The 18,807-nt window shown below is 59.5% G+C and carries 30 protein-coding genes and 1 tRNA gene; 18 read left to right on the forward strand and 13 right to left on the reverse strand.

Features of this window, described 5'->3' with window-relative positions:
* Positions 1-113 precede the first annotated feature (113 nt).
* The 6 genes from AUL31_RS20785 to AUL31_RS05750 all read right to left on the reverse strand — a co-directional run bounded on the left by AUL31_RS20785 (position 114) and on the right by AUL31_RS05750 (position 1,613).
* Positions 114-245 (reverse strand): hypothetical protein, encoded by a 132-nt coding sequence (locus AUL31_RS20785; protein ID WP_280137894.1) that lies wholly within the window; start codon positions 243-245, stop codon positions 114-116.
* Positions 233-421, reverse strand: coding sequence for a hypothetical protein (locus AUL31_RS05730; RefSeq protein WP_060602708.1), 189 nt, complete (start codon positions 419-421; stop codon positions 233-235). The genes AUL31_RS20785 and AUL31_RS05730 overlap by 13 nt, the downstream gene beginning before the upstream one ends.
* A gap of 23 nt (positions 422-444) precedes the next feature.
* On the reverse strand, positions 445-687 hold the full coding sequence (locus AUL31_RS05735) for a hypothetical protein (RefSeq protein WP_060602711.1): 243 nt from the start codon (positions 685-687) through the stop codon (positions 445-447).
* Positions 688-811: 124 nt separating this feature from the next.
* A complete protein-coding gene (locus AUL31_RS05740; RefSeq protein WP_060602714.1) occupies positions 812-1,180 on the reverse strand; it encodes a hypothetical protein in 369 nt (122 codons plus the stop codon).
* Complete coding sequence (locus AUL31_RS05745) at positions 1,180-1,440, reverse strand: Arc family DNA-binding protein (RefSeq protein WP_060602717.1); 261 nt, start codon at positions 1,438-1,440, stop codon at positions 1,180-1,182. The genes AUL31_RS05740 and AUL31_RS05745 overlap by 1 nt, the downstream gene beginning before the upstream one ends.
* Positions 1,440-1,613 (reverse strand): hypothetical protein, encoded by a 174-nt coding sequence (locus tag AUL31_RS05750; RefSeq protein WP_156417286.1) that lies wholly within the window; start codon positions 1,611-1,613, stop codon positions 1,440-1,442. Before AUL31_RS05750 ends, AUL31_RS05745 begins: the two co-directional genes overlap by 1 nt.
* A gap of 525 nt (positions 1,614-2,138) precedes the next feature.
* Here AUL31_RS05750 and AUL31_RS05755 point away from each other — a divergent pair.
* Positions 2,139-2,885, forward strand: coding sequence for a DUF5131 family protein (locus tag AUL31_RS05755; protein ID WP_060602956.1), 747 nt, complete (start codon positions 2,139-2,141; stop codon positions 2,883-2,885).
* On the opposite strand, the gene AUL31_RS05760 is transcribed toward AUL31_RS05755, so the two are convergent.
* Both AUL31_RS05760 and AUL31_RS05765 read right to left on the reverse strand, forming a co-directional pair.
* The gene (locus AUL31_RS05760) at positions 2,842-3,750 is read right to left on the reverse strand and encodes a three-Cys-motif partner protein TcmP (protein ID WP_060602958.1); all 909 of its coding nucleotides are present in this window, start codon (positions 3,748-3,750) and stop codon (positions 2,842-2,844) included. The genes AUL31_RS05755 and AUL31_RS05760 overlap by 44 nt on opposite strands.
* A gap of 48 nt (positions 3,751-3,798) precedes the next feature.
* Positions 3,799-4,620 carry a S24 family peptidase gene (locus AUL31_RS05765; protein WP_143190135.1) on the reverse strand — a complete coding sequence of 274 codons (822 nt, stop codon included), beginning with the start codon at positions 4,618-4,620 and terminating at the stop codon, positions 3,799-3,801.
* Positions 4,621-4,772: 152 nt separating this feature from the next.
* Here AUL31_RS05765 and AUL31_RS05770 point away from each other — a divergent pair, with 152 nt between their 5' ends.
* From AUL31_RS05770 to AUL31_RS05785, 4 genes are all read left to right on the forward strand, one after another.
* Positions 4,773-4,991 (forward strand): hypothetical protein, encoded by a 219-nt coding sequence (locus AUL31_RS05770; protein WP_060602726.1) that lies wholly within the window; start codon positions 4,773-4,775, stop codon positions 4,989-4,991.
* Positions 4,992-5,183: 192 nt separating this feature from the next.
* The gene (locus AUL31_RS05775; protein WP_060602729.1) at positions 5,184-5,696 is read left to right on the forward strand and encodes a helix-turn-helix domain-containing protein; all 513 of its coding nucleotides are present in this window, start codon (positions 5,184-5,186) and stop codon (positions 5,694-5,696) included.
* A complete protein-coding gene (locus AUL31_RS20585) occupies positions 5,693-6,082 on the forward strand; it encodes a LexA family protein (protein WP_060602732.1) in 390 nt (129 codons plus the stop codon). The genes AUL31_RS05775 and AUL31_RS20585 overlap by 4 nt, the downstream gene beginning before the upstream one ends.
* 1 nt (position 6,083) lies before the next feature.
* Positions 6,084-6,665 (forward strand): hypothetical protein, encoded by a 582-nt coding sequence (locus tag AUL31_RS05785; protein ID WP_060602735.1) that lies wholly within the window; start codon positions 6,084-6,086, stop codon positions 6,663-6,665.
* A 20-nt stretch (positions 6,666-6,685) separates the two neighbouring features.
* On the opposite strand, the gene AUL31_RS20240 is transcribed toward AUL31_RS05785, so the two are convergent.
* Complete coding sequence (locus tag AUL31_RS20240) at positions 6,686-7,453, reverse strand: hypothetical protein (protein WP_073469040.1); 768 nt, start codon at positions 7,451-7,453, stop codon at positions 6,686-6,688.
* A 68-nt stretch (positions 7,454-7,521) separates the two neighbouring features.
* Between AUL31_RS20240 and AUL31_RS05795 the strand changes: the two genes are divergently transcribed.
* The 9 genes from AUL31_RS05795 to AUL31_RS05835 all read left to right on the forward strand — a co-directional run bounded on the left by AUL31_RS05795 (position 7,522) and on the right by AUL31_RS05835 (position 12,611).
* On the forward strand, positions 7,522-8,100 hold the full coding sequence (locus tag AUL31_RS05795; RefSeq protein WP_060602741.1) for a RuvC family protein: 579 nt from the start codon (positions 7,522-7,524) through the stop codon (positions 8,098-8,100).
* Positions 8,097-8,594 carry a hypothetical protein gene (locus AUL31_RS05800; protein WP_060602746.1) on the forward strand — a complete coding sequence of 166 codons (498 nt, stop codon included), beginning with the start codon at positions 8,097-8,099 and terminating at the stop codon, positions 8,592-8,594. Before AUL31_RS05795 ends, AUL31_RS05800 begins: the two co-directional genes overlap by 4 nt.
* The gene (locus tag AUL31_RS05805) at positions 8,591-10,087 is read left to right on the forward strand and encodes a DnaB-like helicase N-terminal domain-containing protein (RefSeq protein ID WP_060602748.1); all 1,497 of its coding nucleotides are present in this window, start codon (positions 8,591-8,593) and stop codon (positions 10,085-10,087) included. The genes AUL31_RS05800 and AUL31_RS05805 overlap by 4 nt, the downstream gene beginning before the upstream one ends.
* The gene (locus AUL31_RS05810; RefSeq protein ID WP_073469042.1) at positions 10,087-10,605 is read left to right on the forward strand and encodes an HNH endonuclease; all 519 of its coding nucleotides are present in this window, start codon (positions 10,087-10,089) and stop codon (positions 10,603-10,605) included. Before AUL31_RS05805 ends, AUL31_RS05810 begins: the two co-directional genes overlap by 1 nt.
* Entirely contained in the window at positions 10,602-10,955 is a 354-nt protein-coding gene (locus AUL31_RS05815) for a hypothetical protein (RefSeq protein ID WP_060602754.1), read from the forward strand. The genes AUL31_RS05810 and AUL31_RS05815 overlap by 4 nt, the downstream gene beginning before the upstream one ends.
* The gene (locus tag AUL31_RS05820) at positions 10,952-11,284 is read left to right on the forward strand and encodes a hypothetical protein (RefSeq protein ID WP_060602757.1); all 333 of its coding nucleotides are present in this window, start codon (positions 10,952-10,954) and stop codon (positions 11,282-11,284) included. The genes AUL31_RS05815 and AUL31_RS05820 overlap by 4 nt, the downstream gene beginning before the upstream one ends.
* Positions 11,281-11,724, forward strand: a complete 444-nt coding sequence (locus AUL31_RS05825; protein WP_060602760.1) for a hypothetical protein — start codon at positions 11,281-11,283, stop codon at positions 11,722-11,724. The genes AUL31_RS05820 and AUL31_RS05825 overlap by 4 nt, the downstream gene beginning before the upstream one ends.
* Positions 11,721-12,386, forward strand: a complete 666-nt coding sequence (locus AUL31_RS05830; RefSeq protein ID WP_060602763.1) for a hypothetical protein — start codon at positions 11,721-11,723, stop codon at positions 12,384-12,386. The genes AUL31_RS05825 and AUL31_RS05830 overlap by 4 nt, the downstream gene beginning before the upstream one ends.
* 152 nt (positions 12,387-12,538) lie before the next feature.
* A tRNA-Met gene (locus AUL31_RS05835) sits at positions 12,539-12,611 on the forward strand.
* Positions 12,612-12,721: 110 nt separating this feature from the next.
* Here AUL31_RS05835 and AUL31_RS05840 read toward each other — a convergent pair.
* Positions 12,722-12,904 carry a hypothetical protein gene (locus tag AUL31_RS05840; RefSeq protein WP_060602766.1) on the reverse strand — a complete coding sequence of 61 codons (183 nt, stop codon included), beginning with the start codon at positions 12,902-12,904 and terminating at the stop codon, positions 12,722-12,724.
* A gap of 53 nt (positions 12,905-12,957) precedes the next feature.
* A complete protein-coding gene (locus tag AUL31_RS05845; RefSeq protein WP_060602769.1) occupies positions 12,958-13,719 on the reverse strand; it encodes a DUF1796 family putative cysteine peptidase in 762 nt (253 codons plus the stop codon).
* Between the two features lie 222 nt (positions 13,720-13,941).
* On the opposite strand from AUL31_RS05845, the gene AUL31_RS05850 reads away from it, so the two are divergent.
* From AUL31_RS05850 to AUL31_RS05860, 3 genes are read left to right on the forward strand one after another with little or no spacing between them, the layout of a single operon-like run.
* Positions 13,942-14,382, forward strand: a complete 441-nt coding sequence (locus AUL31_RS05850) for a terminase small subunit (protein WP_060602772.1) — start codon at positions 13,942-13,944, stop codon at positions 14,380-14,382.
* Positions 14,297-15,634 carry a DNA-packaging protein gene (locus AUL31_RS05855; RefSeq protein WP_082646806.1) on the forward strand — a complete coding sequence of 446 codons (1,338 nt, stop codon included), beginning with the start codon at positions 14,297-14,299 and terminating at the stop codon, positions 15,632-15,634. The genes AUL31_RS05850 and AUL31_RS05855 overlap by 86 nt, the downstream gene beginning before the upstream one ends.
* Before the next feature lie 15 nt (positions 15,635-15,649).
* Complete coding sequence (locus AUL31_RS05860; RefSeq protein ID WP_060602775.1) at positions 15,650-17,449, forward strand: anti-CBASS protein Acb1 family protein; 1,800 nt, start codon at positions 15,650-15,652, stop codon at positions 17,447-17,449.
* Here AUL31_RS05860 and AUL31_RS05865 read toward each other — a convergent pair.
* The gene (locus AUL31_RS05865) at positions 17,446-17,649 is read right to left on the reverse strand and encodes a hypothetical protein (RefSeq protein WP_073469046.1); all 204 of its coding nucleotides are present in this window, start codon (positions 17,647-17,649) and stop codon (positions 17,446-17,448) included. The genes AUL31_RS05860 and AUL31_RS05865 overlap by 4 nt on opposite strands.
* Positions 17,650-17,713: 64 nt before the next feature.
* Here AUL31_RS05865 and AUL31_RS05870 point away from each other — a divergent pair, with 64 nt between their 5' ends.
* Positions 17,714-18,535: a phage head morphogenesis protein gene (locus AUL31_RS05870; protein WP_060602782.1), complete on the forward strand. Its 822-nt coding sequence runs from the start codon at positions 17,714-17,716 to the stop codon at positions 18,533-18,535.
* On the opposite strand, the gene AUL31_RS05875 is transcribed toward AUL31_RS05870, so the two are convergent.
* Entirely contained in the window at positions 18,516-18,800 is a 285-nt protein-coding gene (locus AUL31_RS05875) for a hypothetical protein (protein WP_143190136.1), read from the reverse strand. The genes AUL31_RS05870 and AUL31_RS05875 overlap by 20 nt on opposite strands.
* Positions 18,801-18,807: the final 7 nt, after the last annotated feature.

Below are 18,807 nucleotides of genomic sequence, written 5' to 3' on the forward strand. Positions count from 1 at the left end.
CCGTCACGCTGACAGCGAGCTTCCACAGCACCGTGTCGGGAAAGTTCCAGGCGAACCAAACAGCCGCGGCACAAGCTGCCGTAGCCGTAAGGCGGTTCAAGACGTTGGAGGTCTCAACCATAGAGAGCCTCCGGCAGTGCCCAGACGATAAACCAGATGGTCCACGTCACGAGAAGGAGCAGCCACATGGCTTTCGGGGCGTTCTTGCCCATCTCAGGAGAGCCGACGACCGTCATCGTGCACATCCCTGCGTCCGACCGGCCTCACGCAGCGGGCGAATGTTGCCGCTGTAGAGGTGATCCTGCTCGAACAAGAATGCGTACTCGGCGCCGTCCTTGCGGCGCTGAAACTTGTGGTTGTGATCCAGCCTGATCTTCTTGGCATGCAGGAAGTCGCGGGGCTGCACGACGGTGGTGCGCATGGTCGTTCCTTTCGGTGTGTTGGTCAGTGAGCGGCGCGCAGGCAGGCCTCGGCCTTGTCCCGGTAGCGCTGGCGGTTCAGTTCGGGCATCGAGTTCCAGCGGCGGGTGAATGCCTCCTGGACGGTCTCCATGCGCTTCTTGTCGTGGTCGAATTTCTGGCCCGGCCAGCGGGCGTCCGTGACGAAGATGGCGAAGGCGCAGTCGTCGATCTTGGATTGCCATCCAGACTTCGGCTTGCCGCCATCCGGATCAAACGATGTCGTCAAACGACGCTGGGCGTCGAGAATTCGGGGCTGACCGGCTACCACTGGACAGGCCTCCCGAATGCAAGGAAGGCGTAGGCTGAGAGCGTGAGGACCAGCCAAGCGGCGAGGGTGGATAGGAGGAAGCTCATTCGTAGGCCTCTTCCATTTCGAGCTTCGCCAGCGCCTCGTCGGCGTCCCGTTCGAATGCTTTGGTCTGGCACTGGTCGTAGAGCATCGAGGCGATGACGGTTTTGGCGTTCTCGCTCTCGTTGGGACGACGAACCCACACTGGCAGGACATCGTCCTTGCCGTCTTTCCGGGTGACCACTGCGAGGTCGTCGAGCTCGATCCGGTCGCCGTCGCGATAGACCGTCGCCAAGCCTTCGATATCCATCACCCAGTGCCCGTCGATGACGTACGGGGCCGTGACCGGAACTTGGGCACGCAGCGCGTCCAGATGGTCCGGGGCTGCCTGCGGATTCAGGAAGTCGATGAATTGCGGGGAGACACCCATTATGCATCCCTCCCAATTGCAGAAGCGATCTGCGAGAGGCGCGAGTTAACCTCCTCCTGCAGCCGACGGTTCATCATCACTGCAATCTCTCGGTGTAGCGAATTCACCGAAGCAAACGATGCTTCCAGACGGCTCATGATTTCGGCATTCATTGATCTGCCGTTTTCAGCCGCAGCGGCCTTGATCAGGTCTCGCAAACCATCGGGGAAGCGGACAACGGTTTGATCGGCACCGCGGCCGTGATCGGACGGAGAGGCCATCAGATGACACCTCCGATGTGCATCGCCGAGATCGTCACCGCCGCGCCGGCCAGTCCCGACACAAGTGCCACTACCCAGAACATGCCTTGCATGGTGAGGTTGTCACGGCGCGCTTCGTCGAGGTCGGCCCGGATGTCGGCCAGTTCGGCTACGAGATGCTGATGCTGGGTCACTTGCGGCTCCATCGCCGGTGTTCGATGACCCAAACGTAGCGATAATCGCTACAGTCTGCAAGAGCGGACGTAGCTTTTTTCGCTACAATTTTGTTGACGTGCGATTTTGCTGGGTCGATAAGGGCGGGGTGAGCGACGCTATGTCGGATTGCTCTACGGATATTGCTCACTGGCAACGTTGCCAGTGACGCCGAGAATGACGCGGAGACCGAGGGGCAGTTCCTCGGCTGGTTAAGCCGCAAGCGCGGGGGTCGTAAGTCCTACGGTGCTGCCAGAAACAGAGGACGGGTTGCCGAGAGGCGCCCTGGTGTTGTGTCCCATCCCGGCTCCGGCCTTCAGGACATGCCAAACGACCTCCCTCCCTTCATGGGCTGATGCTCATGGGGGTAGGGGGGTCTTTGGCTTGGAACCCTCCCTCACCATCCTTCAAAACCTCAAAAAAGCTTCAAGGTTCGGAAACGTTAGACGAGACATAAATGATGGAAGCGAATATGTTGTTCATCATTCGTTCTCGTGGAGATTACCGTGGCTGAGACCTCGATCGAGTGGACGGACGCGACCTGGAATCCAGTCGCCGGGTGCACTATCCTGACTGCTGGATGCACGAACTGCTACGCGATGCGCATGGCAGCGCGTCTTGAGGCAATGGGCGTCGAGAAATATGAAGGCCTTACGCGCAAGAGCGGCGGTCGCGCGAAGTGGACGGGCAAGATCACTCTCGACCGCAAGTCTCTGGCAGTGCCATCCACCTGGGCGAAGCCGCGGCGTGTCTTCGTCAATTCGATGTCCGATCTATTCCACAGTGACGTCCCGGCCGATTTTATCGCCGACGTCTGGAAGGTCATGGCGGACACCCGCCGTCACACCTACCAAATTCTCACGAAGCGTCCGGACCGCATGCTCGAGATCGTGCCGAAGCTGCCAAAGTTGCCGAACGTCTGGCTCGGGACCAGCGTCGAAGATGGCCGAGTTCTTCATCGCGTCGACGAGCTGCGCCAGGTGCCGGCGGCTATCCGATTCATCTCCTTCGAGCCTCTGATCGGTAGCGTTGACGGTGCTGACCTTAGAGATATTCATTGGGCGATAGTAGGCGGCGAGTCCGGGCCCAAGGCTCGCGATATGGATCCCGAGTGGGTCGACGAGATCGAGCGCATGTGCCGTCGTTCTGGGACCGCCTTCTTCTTCAAACAGTGGGGCGGGAGAAATAAGAAGGCGACTGGTAGGACGCTCAACGGCCGGACATACGATGAGATGCCGTCAGCGACTTTGTGATTGAATTGCCGAATGATCGAGCTAGCGACGTGGCTTTCGGTGACGGGTTCGATATCGCGCAGAATAGCGAATAGCGTTGGGGCCGTTCGACCGGCGGCAAAGGGTAGGGTTCCAAGACCTCCGGAAAGATGGTGCGGAGGCGTTCGGCGACATACCGCTCTAAAGCTGCGACGTTTGCAGCTCGCTGACGAACTGCTGGTATGTCGAGTAGTCCGAGAAGGTCTGATGCTGGCTGAACCTCTGCGTACAGCTTTTCCTTCCATTCTTCAGTGCCGAGCATTCGTGTGATCGCGCGCTCCTTGGACTCATCGATCTTGCTAAAGTTTCGTGCCGCCTGACGGTAGAGGCCCGCGAGTGGGAACAGATACCAAACGTCGATTGCCTTAGTTCCAGCGATCATCTGTAGGGTCTCCCACTCAACCTCCATCCCGTAGGGGTCAAGAAACATCACCGCACGAGTAGACCTCCACCCATGCCAGCGAATGTCCTTTTGAATGAGTTCGTTCGCGTTCCCCTGAAGGATATCGATTTCTCGACCAGGATATTGCTCCCGCAATTCCATGAGAGCCGCAACATGCCGTGGCTTCACGTCCATGAAGACCAGACGATCAAATGCCGGCTCGATGTCTAGGGCAATCTTCGCTGAGCCCCGCCTCTGAACAACCTGTTCGGGAACCGGCTCACTGACAAGGTCGCCGGCCTGAGCGGCTACGCGTTCCGTTCGATTGCCAGTGCCAGCGAAAGCGTCGATGTACCAGACCTTATCGCACCATGTGTGAAGCGCAGCGGAGTATCGCTGAAGGTACTGCTCTACGATAGCTAGCTTGATGTCCGTATGCTGCCCGCCGAACTCGTGGTCACTCACGCTCAAACGCCGTCCTCCACCTCTTGGCCACCACACCCACAATGCGTGCTACAGATCCAACACCGTTCGCCTAACCCGGCCGATCACGCGCACCTCGCCCTTAAGCTCCGGTGCCGCTATCTTGTCGAACGACACCGGCTGGAACTGAGGTGACTGCTTGGGCCTATACCGCTTGTATGTCGCTTTGCCTGTCTCGTCGGCTACGACGTAACAGGCGTTTGCCACTAGCCGCGTATCATTGCGATTGACGAAGATGACGGACTCTGGCGGACTGATCTTGTTCATCGACGCGCCCTGGACACGCAACGCGATGTAGTCCCCGTCTGGCAGGTCGATAGCAGAGATCTTAGGAGCGTCCTCTAACTCCACCTGGCTCTCGGGGCTTTCCAAGTTGCCCGCGCTGACCCAAGCTATCAATGGGACATCAGTGACGACTGGGACGTGCTCGGGCATGCCGACGCCTGCTGCCGCTCTAATTTCGTCAGGAATAGGATGGCCGGTTAGGTCGGAGATTGCGATAATTTCTTCCAAGGTGACGCGACGAGGTTTTCCCGTCCCGGTTGGCGCCTTGCTCATTTTGCTGATCAGGCTTTGGTCCTGCGATTCCTTGCCAAGCCTTTCAATCAAAGCGTGCGAAAGCTTCCGACCGCTCATGCCGGATTTTTCGCGCGCTTCCTTCACCCACTCGTGCATCTTCATCATACGCAGAGGTGTAGCGAAAAAAGAAACGGTCGTCTGAAGCGATATTCGCGACGATCTGGCTTGTAGTTCGTAGCGATTATCGCTACATTTCAGTTCATGGAACCTGCAACCACGATAATTCGTAGCCTCGGCGGCCCCTCCGCAGTATCGCGAATAACTGGCGTTCATCGGACGCGCGTCTCTAACTGGATGCGATCGAAGGATGTTGGTGGGACCGACGGCCTAATCCCGTTCCGGCATGTGCCGGCGCTTTTGTCGGCAGCAAAGAATGCGGGAGTCGTCCTGACGGCGGAAGATTTTTTGCCTTCGGAGGTGGCAGCATGACCTCCGCCATCACCACCGTCAGCGAAGACTTCTCCGGTGCACGCGCACTGGCAGAGATCCGCCGTCAGCAAGGCGAGGCGCCCTTCGTCATCTGCGAGCGCCGCACCGGCCATGTGATCGCGAACATTCCTCATCCTGCTGATCGGTATTCGCCGGACGCGCTGATCGAAGAGTCCCGCGCCCGCCGCGTCTCGCTCACGGCACTGGCGGTCTGATCGCCATGGCCACCTCCCGGCACGTGCATGCAGCAAACCGGGAAGTCTTTCAGTCTTGCCAGAACACGGTCCACGGCTTCGCTGATGGTCATCGTTTCGTCGGTGGGGCTCTCGTCATCCATGCCTGACTGAATGCCGCAGCAACTTGTGGCTGTCAGCGAAATTCGAAGCTCACAGTTTTCGGAGCCTTTCATGTCCGACACTCCCGACAGGTGGAAGCCGACACTCGAACAGGAAGCCTTCAAGAACGCCTTTGGCCGGGCGATCGCGCTCGCAGGCAGCAACCGCCGGATGGCGGATTTGCTGGGCGTCAGCGAGAGCCTGGTCTCCCGGTGGAAGCACCTGCACCACAACGAGCATGTGCCGGCCAGCCTCCATTCGAAGATCGATCAGATCGCCGGGTATCCGTGCATGCTTGAGACGGCTGCCGGCCTGAGTGGCTACAGCATCCGTCGCGACGATGTCTCTGCCGACGCGATCTCGGTGATGGAGGCGCTTGGCGTCTTCTCGGAAGACAGCGGCCGGATCGTCCGCGTTGTCATCCAGGCAAAGGCCGACGGCGAAATCTGCATCCGCGACCTCAACCTTATCGAGGCCGAAGGCAAGACCGTTGTGGCGAATGTCACTCGGATGCTGGAAGCAGTCCGGGCTAAGTATGAGGCCGGGCAGGGCGCCGTCACCCGCATGACGGGGGCAGCGCGATGAACGGCGCCGCCAACGACACAGACTCCGTCGCCCCGTTTCAGCGTCTCGGTGCAGTCGCAAACCGCGTCGTATCCGATCTGGATATGGACCTCGTCCACGAGATGAAGCGCCACCCGGCCGAGCTGCGGGAAGCAGCTTTCCGTCTTCAGATGGAAGACGCCCACACCGGCCTAACGCCTCGCCAGGCCGAGGTCCTGCAGTTCATCCACGATCACCAGATGCGCAGGGGTTCTTCGCCCAGCTTCGCGCAGATCGGTGAAGCGCTCGACATCAAATCCAAGTCCGGCGTCCATCGCCTTGTTCACGGCCTCGCTGAACGCGGAGCGGTGACGCTCTCGCCCGGCCGCAACAGAACCACCCGCATCAACCACGCCAAGGGAGCCTAGAATGGCGCGCGCCCAGAAAGCACAAACATCAAATAGCAGCCCCGGCATCGGGCATAACTCTGGCCTGTCGCCGGATCAGCGGCATGCACTGGCTCTGATGCACCGTCGTCGCTATCGCGGCCTCGACGAGCAGAAGAGGAAGATCGCCGCGGACCTCCGCAATCTCGGCCGTCTGGTCAAAGCCGACCTCGGCGATACCGGCATGCTTCAGATCAAGACCATGATCCGGGCAGAGACCGAAGAAGGCCGTGAGGCGCTTGAGCAGGAGCTTCGCGCCACTGCCGAAGCAAAAGCATGGGCCGCCGGCGAAGATGGCCAACTCGACATGTTCAGCGGCCAGCCGAAGGCAGACGAAACGCGCGCATACCACGACGGCAAGATCGCCGGCATGGACGACGAGCCGCTGCGCAATCCGTACGGCGCCGGGACGGCAGACCACGAAGACTACGCTCGCGGCTGGCATCGCGGGAAAGAGGTCATGGACGAGATCCTGGCGATGAAGGCGCAGCAGGATGCCGAACTGATAGAGGGGCCGGCTCACGATGATGGTGGCGACCTCGATGATGAAGACGAGGCGGCATGAGCAAGCGCCAAAATCAGATGCTAACCAGCCATGCCTCTGAAGTATTCGGTCAAGCGACCTTTCTCGAAGGCGTCAGAGAATGCTGTCATCCTGGTCAATATCTTACGTATAAGCTCGTCGAGCTTATCGAGACGATCCTTTCCAAGTTCATCCGCCCAATCCTCACCGAAATCTTGGTCCGGGAAAAAAACGCGATCGCCTTTCCTTTGAATGATCTCGTCAAAATCGCGTTCTCGGCCATACAGGGCCAAGAGAAGTTCCCGAATAAACCCCTTCGCTTGGATCGCGTCAATGTAGAGGTCCCCATCGAGATTCATGACGCTCTTCCATACGTCGCTTTCCAGAATCTCGTAAATGTGGATCAGTTTCTTGATGAGCGACAGCGGGTTGTTAGCTGGTGCCGATTGTCGCATTTGGCGCAGTCTTTCGACATCCTCATGAAACCAATCAAGAGTAAAGGACATATATGTCGTCTGCCTGACAGCCCTTCGCGCGATTGCGCGCGGATTAAGAGACTGGAGGGTTTGAGACTCCAACCAGCGTTTTTCATCTTCAGCACGAATCCTGCGCGCTTCAGACTGCTCCCTAATGAGCAAGAAAATTGTGGCTCCGGCAGCGAGTATTGCAATCGCTTCTGTCCAACTTCTGGCGCAGGTCAGCCCGCTTTCATCGCCCGCGCATATTGCAGTGTTTGCGAACACGTCGAGCTGAGCCGCGAAAGTAACGCACAGAATAGCACCTGCCCCAGCTATGATGCCAACTGCGCAGCTCGACCAATCGAATCGCATCCGTGCCCCCACTCCCGAGAAGATGAGATCAAGCCGCGCAGCCCGGCTTTTGTCGAGAGTAGGGCATCATGATCATCATCGGGCTCGACGTAGCGCAAAAGACAGGGTGGGCGGTCTACAATACCGAACGCAGCATCTCCGCCATTCAGGCCGGTGTCCTGAAGGCTGAGGGTGACGAGTTCGAGGACCGATCCGCCACCCTCGGTCGACAGTTCGGATTGCTCCTGAAGCAAGTCGGCCGACCCGACCTCATCGCGATCGAAACACCGCTTCGCACGCTTCCGCAGGGCAAGCGGACCACCAAGATGATGGGCGAAGACGAGATCATCGTCACCAGCGGTGGCGGCGTGAACGCCATGATTTCCTCCAATCAGTTGGTCGGCGCAATCGCTGCCTTGTGCGGATGGAAGGGTCTTCGTCGCGTCTGCATCCCGTCCGCAACCTGGCGTAAGGCGTTCCTCGGCTTCGCCCGGCATCCTGGATGGGAGCGCAAGGACTGGAAGCGAGCCGTGCGCGAGCAATGCGCTCGCGAGAAGATCGTCGTGACCAATGACGACATGGCCGACGCGGTGGGGATCGCGATTGCCGCCAAGAACACCCCAGAATTCAAACAGATCGCCTACGAGCTCAGCCGGAGGGCCGCATGAACCTCGACGATATGAAGCAGCGCGCCACGACCAAGCTCGAAGAGATGGACCGCGAGATCGACGCCGACGAAGCTGCATTGCAAGACAAGCGCCGCCGGCGCCAGCGGCATCAGAAATTCATCCAGTGGCTGAGCGCGGTTGACAACGAGCTTGTCGACGAACTGCGTGACGCACCGCCGGTAAAGCCTGTGCGGACGGTGACGAAGCTAACCAAGCTCACTCCCGCACCAGAATATGATTTCGCCTCGATCACTCCGGCCGCAGCGTCCGTAGCCCGTCAGATCCTTGCCGAGTTCGAGCGCAATCTCACCGGTTCAGTTGCCAATGCCGAGAAGGAGAAGCTGCTGACGATCGCCGGCTGCTCGACGAAGCTGCGCCGTATCCTCACCGCCATCGAGAACGAGGGCATCCTAACGGTCACGAAGACATACAGCCCCGACGATCGCGTCTTCACCTTCGTAACCTACAAGACCATGGCGGAGGCCGCAGAATGAACGCGCACGACCTGAGCTTCCGCGACTTCGCACCTGCCGATCGTGAGAACCGACCGGAACTGATGGACGCGACGAACTTGGACGCTGAGCAATCAGTTCTTGGTGCGGTGATGATGGACAACGCGTTGATCGGAAGCCGCATCCCATTTCTGGAACCGGAACACTTCTCTGAGCAGTTCCACCAGAAGCTGTTCTCACACATCTTGGCACTGGTCGACCGAGGGAAGCGAGCGGATCCGGTGACACTGATGCCGGAGTACCGAAGCCACAACGACATAGGCGACATGACAGCCTGCGAGTATATTGCTCGGCTGGTCGCAGAGGGTAACCCTGGAAACGTTCGCGACCACGGCGTAGTGATCTTGGAAATGTTCGGTCGCCGTAAGGCCGCGATGGGGTTGCATGAATGCGCTGACGCGTTCCTACATCCAGATAACGGGGAGCTCTTCAGCGAGCGAGTTGCCCTTCTCGACGACTTGGCAGCCGAGTTGCGGACGCTTGCGCCTCGCCAAGACAGCAGATCATTCATTGGCGCCTACATTGATGGCGCCTTAGCGAAGCTGTCAGACCCTGATCGGCATGCTGCCGCGAGCATTCCATTTCCGCTGCCCGAGATAGGCAGCATCCTGCAAGAGGATGGATGGAGCCCGGGTAATCTGTACGGGCTGGTTGGTGCATCGGGAGAGGGCAAGACTTCTCTAATGCTGCAGATAGTCCGAGCTGCGGCAGAAGCATCTCATCCGGTACTGCTCTTGTCATTCGACCAGAATGGCGAGCAAGCGGCTATGCAGATGGTCTCTCAGCGCACCGGTGTTACCTATTCCGCGATCCGCCGCCGAGGCTGCATAAACGATCACGAGGCATCCCTTCTCGACGAGGAGCGGAGGGCACTCCACAAGCTCCCCATCGAAATTAAACGGCTGAAGACCGAAAAGATCGGTCGCATTTGCGGCATAGCGCAGGGCTTCGCAAAGGCGTGGTCGAGACGGACGCAGCCGAACGGACAGCCCTACAAGGCACCCCTGATCATTCTCGACCACAACCGCAAGGTGAGCCCTGACCGGCCGAACGACCATGAAGGTCGCATAGCCGGAAGCATCAACGGGGCAGGGAAGGCGCTTGCCGAGGAGATCGGCGCGGCAGTGCTGTTTATATGCCAGAGAAACGGAGGAGGTTTGCGCAGAGATGTTCCCCGGCCCATCGCAGCCGACCTTTTTGGTGGTGAGCAATCTCGCGAGGATTTCGATGCGATCCTGTACATCTACCGCGCCGAGCATTGGCAGAATGAAAAACTGAAGGTGGCCTCCTCGGCCAGTGAGGAAGACAAGATCAGGGCCCGGTTTCTGATTGGCGGAAAGAGCCCTGAGGACAAGGCGGAGCTCGGAGCGCTTAAGGTTCGCTACGGCCGGTCAGATCTTCGAGAAGTCGTTGGATGGGAAGGGCGGCTAACCCGGTATGTCTCCCTGCGGCAGAACGAGAGGGAGTTGTTCTGATGCCAATTCTCTCCATCCCGCTGCCAGCGGTCTCCACTCTCCATGACATGCTGCGTTACGATCCGGAAACCGGGGCGCTCTATTGGCGCCGCGCCGTCGGTCCAAAGAAGGCGGGCAGTCTTGTCGCCAAAGCGTCGCCCGATGGCTACGTCCGCATAGGCATCAAAGGGCGCACCTATTCCGCACATCGCGTCATTTGGAAAATGATGACTGGTTCCGATCCTGTCGCTGAGATCGATCATCGTGACGGCGACCGAAGCAACAACATGTGGGCCAATCTCCGCGAGGCTTCGCATTACGACAACATGTGCAACAGCGGCGCTTACTCGAAGACGTCCGGGCTGCCGCGAGGGGTAGCGAAGAACACGGCCTCGTCCGGATACTCCGCACAGATTCAGAAGAACCATCGAATGATTCATATCGGCGTATTTGCGACGCCCGAAGAGGCTCATGCTGCCTACAAGGGAGCCGCGAAAATTCTGCACGGTGATTTCGCTCACGCGGAGAACCGCACATGAACTACGAGATCGGCAAGAGCTACAGCTGGTTCGTTCAGTACCGACATGGGTACGCAGCGCAGTTCGCCTACCCAGGTAACCGCAGGACGCGCCTTCTCTGCAAGGACGGGAAGGTCGTACTGTTCGCGACCTGTTTCGAGGCAATCGCGGCCGCACAGGCACAGGTGAGAAAAGTCTGCGAGCCCGACATCCGAGCGGTCACCGCTGAACCAGAGCCCGTCCCGGCATTCCTCGATACCAAAGCATGGGACGATGAACGTCAGATAAAGCGCGCTGTCGAGCGTCGGAGTGTCTTCCAAGGCCTGGGCAAAAAGTCAGTCGTCGTCGAGACCCGGAGGCGCGGAGCATGAGCCGGCAGCATCTTCCCAACCGTCGGCCGTCTGAGAGCTGCGACGTCATCTTCCAAGGCATGGAGGTTCAGGTCTCCTTCGGCTGGACCGACGATGGACGAATTACCGAGGTTTTTGCTTCCACCCGGAAGGTCGGGACGCAAATGGACACCATGGTCAGGGATGCGTCTGTCCTTCTATCCATAAACCTCCAGTACGGTGCGACCCCGAGCATCCTTCAGCGATCCCTCACCATGACGGAGATGGGAGAGCCTGAAGGCTTTGCCGGCCTGATCGTTCGCATGATCCGTGAGCGCGAGGCTGAAGTCCGCGGAGATGTGGCGGCATGACTGCACCCAAGGCCCGACTGGATACACTCCTTGATGGCCTTGGAGTTCGGCTTCTTCCGGTATGGAAGCGCCGCAAGGGAGCGCAGAGCCACGCCAGAGCCACGATGTACGAGGTCATGCGGGAGCATGGGGAAGACCATCTCGCACTGGTCATCCGCTTCATCCGGGATAGCGGAGAGGGAGATCGGAACAAGACCGCCCTGTGGTCGGAAACTATTGGTGCAATGTCCGATGTCATGGAGCAACGCCCAGACTGGATGACGCGCGCAACCGATGTGTTCGAAGCCCTCGATAGCATCGACCTGAACGATCTTCGTCGGCGTGCTGTTCTGCGTCGACCCTGGCCGGTCCGCCAGACGCTTAGAGCGTACCTGTATTCCTCCCTTGAAGCACGGCTGGACAGCCGCGTTGACAAAGACCTGTTTGGAGAAGCCGCATGAATGAGTTGAGCCAGGACGCAGCATTGGTCGCCGATGTCATGCTAATCGTCAGGGCGCGGTTTGTCGAAGCGATGGATACCCTTGCCCAAGTCGATGTTAAGGGCTTGAAGCCGTCGGCCGTCCGCAGTCTGTGGCCGGCGTTCCCGGGCGAAACGATCGGTGGTCATCATGTTGGATACGGGACCAATGGTAGCCAGGTCCGATACCGGCCGTCTTCTGCGGCAATCTCCCGTTCCGAAGAGGTCATGCATCAATGGCTCCTCGACTATGTGCCGGAAGAGGAGCATCGTGTCCTGATCACTCGATGGGCTGGATCGCTTGCAACCCCCAAATGGTCGGGCTCTTTCCGTGGCTTCTGCGAGAAAAGCGGCCGATCGCGAAGCACGGCAGAAAGGCATCTATACGTTGCGTTCCAGCGCATCGCGATAGGCTTGCTTAAAAGTGCGAAATTGTTGCACTCGCCGGACTGGTCTCGGGTGGTGCCAATGCTCCCGAAATCCGGTACAGACTTTGATAACGTCGCAGATCGTGTGGCCGACAGGCAATATGCCTGGATCAAGGAAAACGCGAGACCGGCGGATAGACCCGATCTTCGAGACTTTTCGTACGCCGACAAGCGCAACGAGCGACGGCGCCGGATGGAGAAGGACAGGGCGGCTTAGGTCGCCAACGGAGCAGGCCGGTTCAATTCCGGCTCGGTTGCGGAGAACAGGTGAACCCCCAGTTCGAATCTGGGACAGGGTGCCTCCGGGGCCCGAAGGTGACGGCACGGGTCGCTAGCGCATGGCAGTCGGGAAAGACCGGCAAACAGTTCAGCAAAGTAGAGCAGTCGGTAGCTCGCGTGGCTCATAACCACGAGGTCGCCCGTTCGAGTCGGGCCTCTGCAATCAGTTGAGAGCGGACGGACGAGGCTAAGGCCCATGAGCGAGGTGGGATTAGATACCCCACCGTTTGAGCAAGCCGGGGTGGGAAGCTAGCGGTCCAGCTCTCAAGCCAATCACATTTCGGATCGCCGCTTCCGATCCATCGCATTGAAGAGGTCAACGAGATCGTCGGCCTCCTGCATATGTAGCCTGACCATCGGTATCCCCTTTAGGGTGACAGGGATGTTGGCGAAGATGTCTACGACGGACCAGGTGCCGTCCTCTTCCTTGCGCATGGTGTAGCGGTTATCGACCATAGGGAGTTTCGTTATCTGGCTGCCGCATGATTTTCGTATGTCGATCGGAGTTATTAGGCTACCTTGTACTGATCAAACACCATCTTCCAATCGCGAGAAGATCCCCGCCAACGATCATCGGGGTCTGGCCACTCGATCTCATCGTGATACTCAACATCATGCAGATCGATGCTGGGATGCAGCTCCGGATGTATCCAGTTCGCAAACCTATCGTTGGCGAACGGAAGCTTGAGGGCAATCTCTTGACGCCTGGACGCGAAAGGGCCCCTGCGTCTCTGTGTTCCGTTTAGGTCGGCGCTTATACTTGAAGGGTCCAGGCAGTTCACCAGCGCTAGTCGAAACTTAAGCTGCGGGTATCTCCTCGTGATTGCGAGGGCCAGACTATTCGCTTCCTGTATGGTGATGTAGCGGGCCCCACCGTTGAAGATGTCCACATGGCCGCGATGGCGGACGAACAGGATCGGACCACCCTCGGCCACGATGGAATGCCAGCGGTTGACGAGATACGAGAACTTGCTGACCAAGCCACTTTCCGCAACTTCTCGCCAGTTCTTGGGGAGAGCGCCATCAACTTTCTCCACGTCGTGGACGTGCTGAATGCCCCATCGCTGATTGATGACTGTCTTGCAGTCAGGCGACGGTGACAGGTCGTCGAGTGCCGCAAAGTTCTGGAAGTTGGCTTTGAGGAGCGGAGTAAGTGCGCTGAATGGGGTAATGAGCCAGTCAAACGGGAATGATATTGGCTGATCGAAGTTCTGGTGGATTTGATACCCCACCATGCACGCGCCGCCTAAACTGACTACGTATTTGTACACGCACCCCACCTCCCAGAAAATTTGGAATGCACCAGTAGTTCTGGCGTAACAGCCTCTGCTTAAAAGTAGAAGGGGTATCGATGCCCTGCTGCCGCTGCCAAGCCCGCCGCGAGATGTTAGCCACAGCCAAGGCTAAGGACGGCATCAAAGGTGTGGTGAAGGTGCTGCCGGCAGTCGGTCGGCATATGCTGACCAACCCGCCAAAACTGAAGCGAGAGAGCAATGGCACTGACCGCCCGCCAACAGCGGTTCGTTGATGAGTATCTGATCGATCTCAACGCGACCCAGGCGGCAATCAGGGCAGGGTACAGCGCCAAGACGGCGCAGGAGCAAAGCTCTCGGCTGTTATCAAATGTCATGGTCGCTGCTGCGGTGGCCGAGCGGACCAAAAAACATGCCTCAGAGCTCGACCTGTCGGCAGGGAGAGTGCTTCGCGGCCTTCTTGAGGAGGCAACCCGTACCGGCGAAGGATCGTCTCACGGGGCTCGTGTGAGCGCGTGGGGGCTGCTCGGAAAATACCACGGTCTGTTCACCGAGAAGATCGAGGCCAGCGTAACCGCAGATGTAACGGTGACGGATGCCCGCAGCCAGCTTGAATCTCTCCTCACTCGCCACCTTGCCTCCGGCGATACGAGCGGCGGCGCTGAGGACGCTGACCGATGAACAATGCCGCGAGCTGCTGCACGACTGGCGCTTTCTTGCTCGGCCGAACCAACTCGCTCCGAGTGGGGCCTGGCGCACTTGGCTGGTGCTTGCGGGTCGCGGGTTCGGAAAGACGCGGACTGGTGCCGAGTGGGTTAGGGAGCAGGTCAAAGCCGGTCGCAAGCGTATAGGCCTGATTGCTCCCACTGCCTCGGATGCTCGTGACATTATGGTGGAAGGCGAAAGCGGCCTCCTTGCTGTCTGCTGGCCAGGCGATAGGGACAATGCGGGCGATAGCCTGGGCCGCCCATCGTACGAGCCATCCAAGCGTAGGCTGACGTGGCCGAACGGGGCGATAGCGACCTGTTACTCAGCCGAGGAGCCGGAGCGTCTGCGTGGTCCGCAGCATGAGATCCTGTGGTGCGACGAGCTTGCCGCTTGGAAGTACCTTCGGGACACTTGGGACATGGCAATGTTCGGCTTGCGTCTTGGCGACGACACCCGGACCTGCATCACGACGACGCCGAAGCCCCTGCCGCTTTTGCGGGAGATCATACGGGACGACGGTACCGCCATCACGCGGGGCTCGACGTACGACAACAAGGCGAACCTTGCCCGGTCATTCATCGACCAGATCATCAGCAAGTACGAAGGGACTCGGCTAGGCCGGCAGGAACTGGCAGCGGAAATCCTGGATGATGTGCCCGGCGCCTTGTGGACCCGCGACATGATCGATGCTGCAAAGGGCGGCTTGGTGTTGCCTGACATGCAGCGTGTGGTTGTCGCGATCGATCCTTCGGGTACCGCCGGGTCATCGGACGAAGGCGACAGCATCGGAATAGTGGTGGCCGGGCGTGGTATCGACGGCAACGGGTACATTCTCGCAGATCGCACGTGCAAACTCTCGCCGGATGGTTGGGGGCGCCGAGCAGTTGCCGCTTTCCATGAGTTCAAGGCGGACCGCATCGTCGCGGAGCGCAACTATGGCGGCGCCATGGTGGAGCACGTCATCAGGACGGTGGATCGCCAAGTGCCGTATGCGGAGGTCGTGGCAAGCCGCGGCAAGGTCGTCCGGGCCGAGCCAATCGCCGCCTTGTATGAACAGGAACGTGTCAAGCACGTCGCTGGGCTTGAAAACCTCGAAGATCAGATGTGCGCCATGACCGGCGACGGCTACCTCGGCGACGGCTCGCCGGATCGGGTGGACGCGGCGGTGTGGGCACTCACCGACCTCATGCTCAATGGGTCACAGTACACGCTTGCAAACCTCTGAAGGCTGGATCGACGCATGAATGTGAACCCAGTTCGCGCGATGTTCGATAGCCTGACGAACATGCTGACAGGCATGGGCACTGTGAAGGCCAAGGGATCGGCGACGGTCTACAGCTTCGCGCCCATGACTGCGGTAGAGCTTGAAATGGCCTATCGTGGGTCGTGGATGGCTCGCAAGGTCGTCGACGTGCCAGCGATGGATATGTGCCGTGCCTGGCGCCTATGGCAGGCTGACAAGGCGCAGATCGAGGCCATCGAAGCGGAAGAGCGTCGGCTGAACCTGCAGCTCATCACCATGCGGGCCAAGACCATGGCCCGTCTATATGGTGGCGCAGGCATCCTGATCAGCGACGGAACGGAGAACCTGACCAAAGAGCTCGTTCCTGAGCGGATTGGAAAGGGCGGTATCAAGTTCCTGACCGTCGTTGCGGGACAGAACCTGACCACGGCCGATATCGAGAACGACCCGGCATCGCCGTATTATGGGCAGCCGCGGTTCTACCGTCTTCAGTCGGGGAACGGTCAGGTCGATATCCATCCGTCTCGGATCGTCCGCCACATCGGTTCGCCCCGGCCGGAAGGCTTGGTCGGCCAAGCAAATGATGGGTGGGGCGACAGCATTCTGGAATCCGTGCAGCGCGCGCTGAAGGATGCCGAGAGCGCGGCGACAAACATCTCGGACATGACGCACGAGTCCAAGATCGATGTCGTGAGGGTGCCGAACCTGATGCAGTTCGCAGCTGATGCTGGGTACGAGCAGCGCTTCCTGAAGCGGATGACGCTCGCCAGCATGGCGAAGAGCCTGCACAACACGCTGATCCTGGATGCCGAGGAGGAATGGTCTTCAAAGTCGCTGAGCTTCCAAACTCTGCCGGATGTGCTGGATCGCTTTCTGCAGATCGCATCGGGCGCGGCTGATATCCCGGCCACACGCTTCCTTGGCCAGTCGCCAGCCGGCATGAACTCGACCGGTGAAAGCGACTTGGTCAACTACTACGACCGCATATCGTCAGGGCAGGAGCTCGAGCTTCGCCCTGCCATGTCCATCCTGGATGAATGCCTGATCCGCTCGGCACTGGGCAGCCGCCCGCCGGAAATCCACTACCGTTGGGCGCCGCTCTGGCAGCACAGTGAGAAGGATCGGGCCGACATCAACCTGAAGAACGCCCAGGCATTCGACATCGACAGCCGGTCTGGCATGTTCTCGACTGAGGTCCTGGCCAAGGCACGCTTCAACCAGTGTGTCGAGGCTGGCACCTATCCGGGACTGGAAGCTGCACAGGAAGAGGCGGGCCCGGTCGACTTCGACGAGATCGACGAGCGGCGAGAAGCCAATGTGACCCGGATACAGGTTGCTGCGAACGATGCAGAACCCCGGACGCTGTACGTGCATCGTAAGGTGAAGAACGGCGCTGACATCCTCGCCTGGGCGAAGGAGCAGGGCTTTGCCACCACGCTCGACGCCGACGACCTGCATGTAACGATCGCGTTCAGCCGGCAGCCGCTGGATTGGATGAAGATCGACCCGTCATGGGAAGACGAGATGAAGATCGGCGCCGGTGGGCCACGGTTGATGGAGCAGTTCGGCGAGGCGACCGTCTTGCTGATCTCCTCGCGCTACCTGACTTGGCGGCATGAGGAGATCAAGGAGGCCGGAGCCTCGTGGGATCACCCCGAGTACCAGCCTCACATCACCATCAGCTACGGCGGCGCACCTGCGGACCTCTCAGCAATCACGCCCTATCAGGGTGAGATCGTGCTGGGTCCGGAGGTGTTCGAGGAGCTGGACGAGGATTGGAAGGCGAAGGTTAGTTAGCGATCCTGTGCATCCAACGCTTGGATAACGTCGCCAACGCTGCCCTCAACACGAAAGAAGCAGCCTTCGCCGCCTCTAGCCACAGCTGTTGTGTGGATGACGATGTTGCCGTCCTCATCGTCGTAGACCGCAGCAACATGCTTTGGGTTGATGTTGACGTAGTTCCCTTCGGGAATGCTTTTGAACCTTGCGAATGCCATGGCTTTTCTCTCCGGGTTGAGCTTGCACAACAGCACCGATTGTTCGATTCGATAAGTGGGTAGGATGCAAACCTTCGCCCTTGCTGACCTCGCTTCGGACCGCCGGCGCTCGTCTATCGTCCTGCCGCCCATCTTCGACAGCCAGGGCACCCAGACGGACTACCTGCGGGCCTTGCGAGCCATGCTGCGGGGCATATCGGCAGAGGTCAGGCAGAATATAATTCCGGCTGCCGAGGCCGAACTGGCAACGGCACGGGACCGCTTGCAGCGGGACATGAACAGTCGGGCCTTTGACCTGCTGTCCTCTGTGACACGTGCATTGGTCGAGGTTGCCGAAAGGCTGGTGGAGCGGATCCTTCAGACCGAGCGCCGTCGGCACACCAGGCGGTGGTTGGGGACAGTTCGGTCCGCGCTCGGCATAGACATGGCGGCAGTGGTTCGTGACGAGGACTTGGACGGCTATCTCGAAACGGCCGTCACGCGGAACGTCGGCCTGATCCAATCGCTGGCGGATGACACGGTGTCCGGGGTTCGCGCCGCCGTGACGAATGCCATCCTGCAGGGCCGCACGGCCGCACAGTTGCGTAAGGATCTGACCGCACGCTTCGGGATAGCGGATCGGCGAGCGAAGACCATCGCCCGTGACCAGATCGCGAAGACGACGTCGGACCTGAACCGCATCCGACACCAGCAGGCGGGCATTACGGAATACGTCTGGATGACCAGTCAGGACGAGCGCGTTCGCGCGCTGCATCGCTCGCTTGAGGGCAAGGAATACGCCTACGGGCAGCCAACCGGGGCAGAGCAGGGGCTCCCGCCGGGGCAGCCCATCAACTGTCGGTGCGTGGGTAAGGCAATCGTCCGGTTCAACGGCGTGCGCGTTTAGCCTGGGCAAGGATGGCGTGGATGTCCCGGGGCGTCTCGATCTCGGTGTAGTCCAAGGCATCGATAGATTGCTTCCAGCTATCCGGGGCAACCCATTCGAATACGGCGGTATGGCGGGTGGTCGCGAGTTCGGCTTCTCGCTTCTGCCGCATCTCGACCTCCATCACGCGAAGGGTGAGATCCAGCACACGCTGGTTCACCTCGCGGAGCAACTTCTCGATCCGGTCTAGTTGGTCGTTGGACATCGACGGGGACAATACAGACAAGCGAAGG

Origin of the sequence: Aureimonas altamirensis, assembly GCF_001463885.1 — a bacterium.
In the GTDB taxonomy this organism is placed as follows: domain Bacteria; phylum Pseudomonadota; class Alphaproteobacteria; order Rhizobiales; family Rhizobiaceae; genus Aureimonas; species Aureimonas altamirensis.

Bases quoted from the DNA above. Each gene is read 5' to 3' on its own strand.
- AUL31_RS20785 (WP_280137894.1), bottom strand. From the start codon at position 245: ATGTGCACGATGACGGTCGTCGGCTCTCCTGAGATGGGCAAGAACGCC.
- AUL31_RS05730 (WP_060602708.1), bottom strand. From the start codon at position 421: ATGCGCACCACCGTCGTGCAGCCCCGCGACTTCCTGCATGCCAAGAAG.
- AUL31_RS05740 (WP_060602714.1), bottom strand. From the start codon at position 1,180: ATGGGTGTCTCCCCGCAATTCATCGACTTCCTGAATCCGCAGGCAGCC.
- AUL31_RS05745 (WP_060602717.1), bottom strand. From the start codon at position 1,440: ATGGCCTCTCCGTCCGATCACGGCCGCGGTGCCGATCAAACCGTTGTC.
- AUL31_RS05765 (WP_143190135.1), bottom strand. From the start codon at position 4,620: ATGAACGCCAGTTATTCGCGATACTGCGGAGGGGCCGCCGAGGCTACG.
- AUL31_RS05770 (WP_060602726.1), top strand. From the start codon at position 4,773: ATGACCTCCGCCATCACCACCGTCAGCGAAGACTTCTCCGGTGCACGC.
- AUL31_RS05775 (WP_060602729.1), top strand. From the start codon at position 5,184: ATGTCCGACACTCCCGACAGGTGGAAGCCGACACTCGAACAGGAAGCC.
- AUL31_RS20585 (WP_060602732.1), top strand. From the start codon at position 5,693: ATGAACGGCGCCGCCAACGACACAGACTCCGTCGCCCCGTTTCAGCGT.
- AUL31_RS05785 (WP_060602735.1), top strand. From the start codon at position 6,084: ATGGCGCGCGCCCAGAAAGCACAAACATCAAATAGCAGCCCCGGCATC.
- AUL31_RS20240 (WP_073469040.1), bottom strand. From the start codon at position 7,453: ATGCGATTCGATTGGTCGAGCTGCGCAGTTGGCATCATAGCTGGGGCA.
- AUL31_RS05795 (WP_060602741.1), top strand. From the start codon at position 7,522: ATGATCATCATCGGGCTCGACGTAGCGCAAAAGACAGGGTGGGCGGTC.
- AUL31_RS05800 (WP_060602746.1), top strand. From the start codon at position 8,097: ATGAACCTCGACGATATGAAGCAGCGCGCCACGACCAAGCTCGAAGAG.
- AUL31_RS05805 (WP_060602748.1), top strand. From the start codon at position 8,591: ATGAACGCGCACGACCTGAGCTTCCGCGACTTCGCACCTGCCGATCGT.
- AUL31_RS05810 (WP_073469042.1), top strand. From the start codon at position 10,087: ATGCCAATTCTCTCCATCCCGCTGCCAGCGGTCTCCACTCTCCATGAC.
- AUL31_RS05815 (WP_060602754.1), top strand. From the start codon at position 10,602: ATGAACTACGAGATCGGCAAGAGCTACAGCTGGTTCGTTCAGTACCGA.
- AUL31_RS05820 (WP_060602757.1), top strand. From the start codon at position 10,952: ATGAGCCGGCAGCATCTTCCCAACCGTCGGCCGTCTGAGAGCTGCGAC.
- AUL31_RS05825 (WP_060602760.1), top strand. From the start codon at position 11,281: ATGACTGCACCCAAGGCCCGACTGGATACACTCCTTGATGGCCTTGGA.
- AUL31_RS05830 (WP_060602763.1), top strand. From the start codon at position 11,721: ATGAATGAGTTGAGCCAGGACGCAGCATTGGTCGCCGATGTCATGCTA.
- AUL31_RS05840 (WP_060602766.1), bottom strand. From the start codon at position 12,904: ATGGTCGATAACCGCTACACCATGCGCAAGGAAGAGGACGGCACCTGG.
- AUL31_RS05850 (WP_060602772.1), top strand. From the start codon at position 13,942: ATGGCACTGACCGCCCGCCAACAGCGGTTCGTTGATGAGTATCTGATC.
- AUL31_RS05855 (WP_082646806.1), top strand. From the start codon at position 14,297: ATGCCCGCAGCCAGCTTGAATCTCTCCTCACTCGCCACCTTGCCTCCG.
- AUL31_RS05860 (WP_060602775.1), top strand. From the start codon at position 15,650: ATGAATGTGAACCCAGTTCGCGCGATGTTCGATAGCCTGACGAACATG.
- AUL31_RS05865 (WP_073469046.1), bottom strand. From the start codon at position 17,649: ATGGCATTCGCAAGGTTCAAAAGCATTCCCGAAGGGAACTACGTCAAC.
- AUL31_RS05870 (WP_060602782.1), top strand. From the start codon at position 17,714: ATGCAAACCTTCGCCCTTGCTGACCTCGCTTCGGACCGCCGGCGCTCG.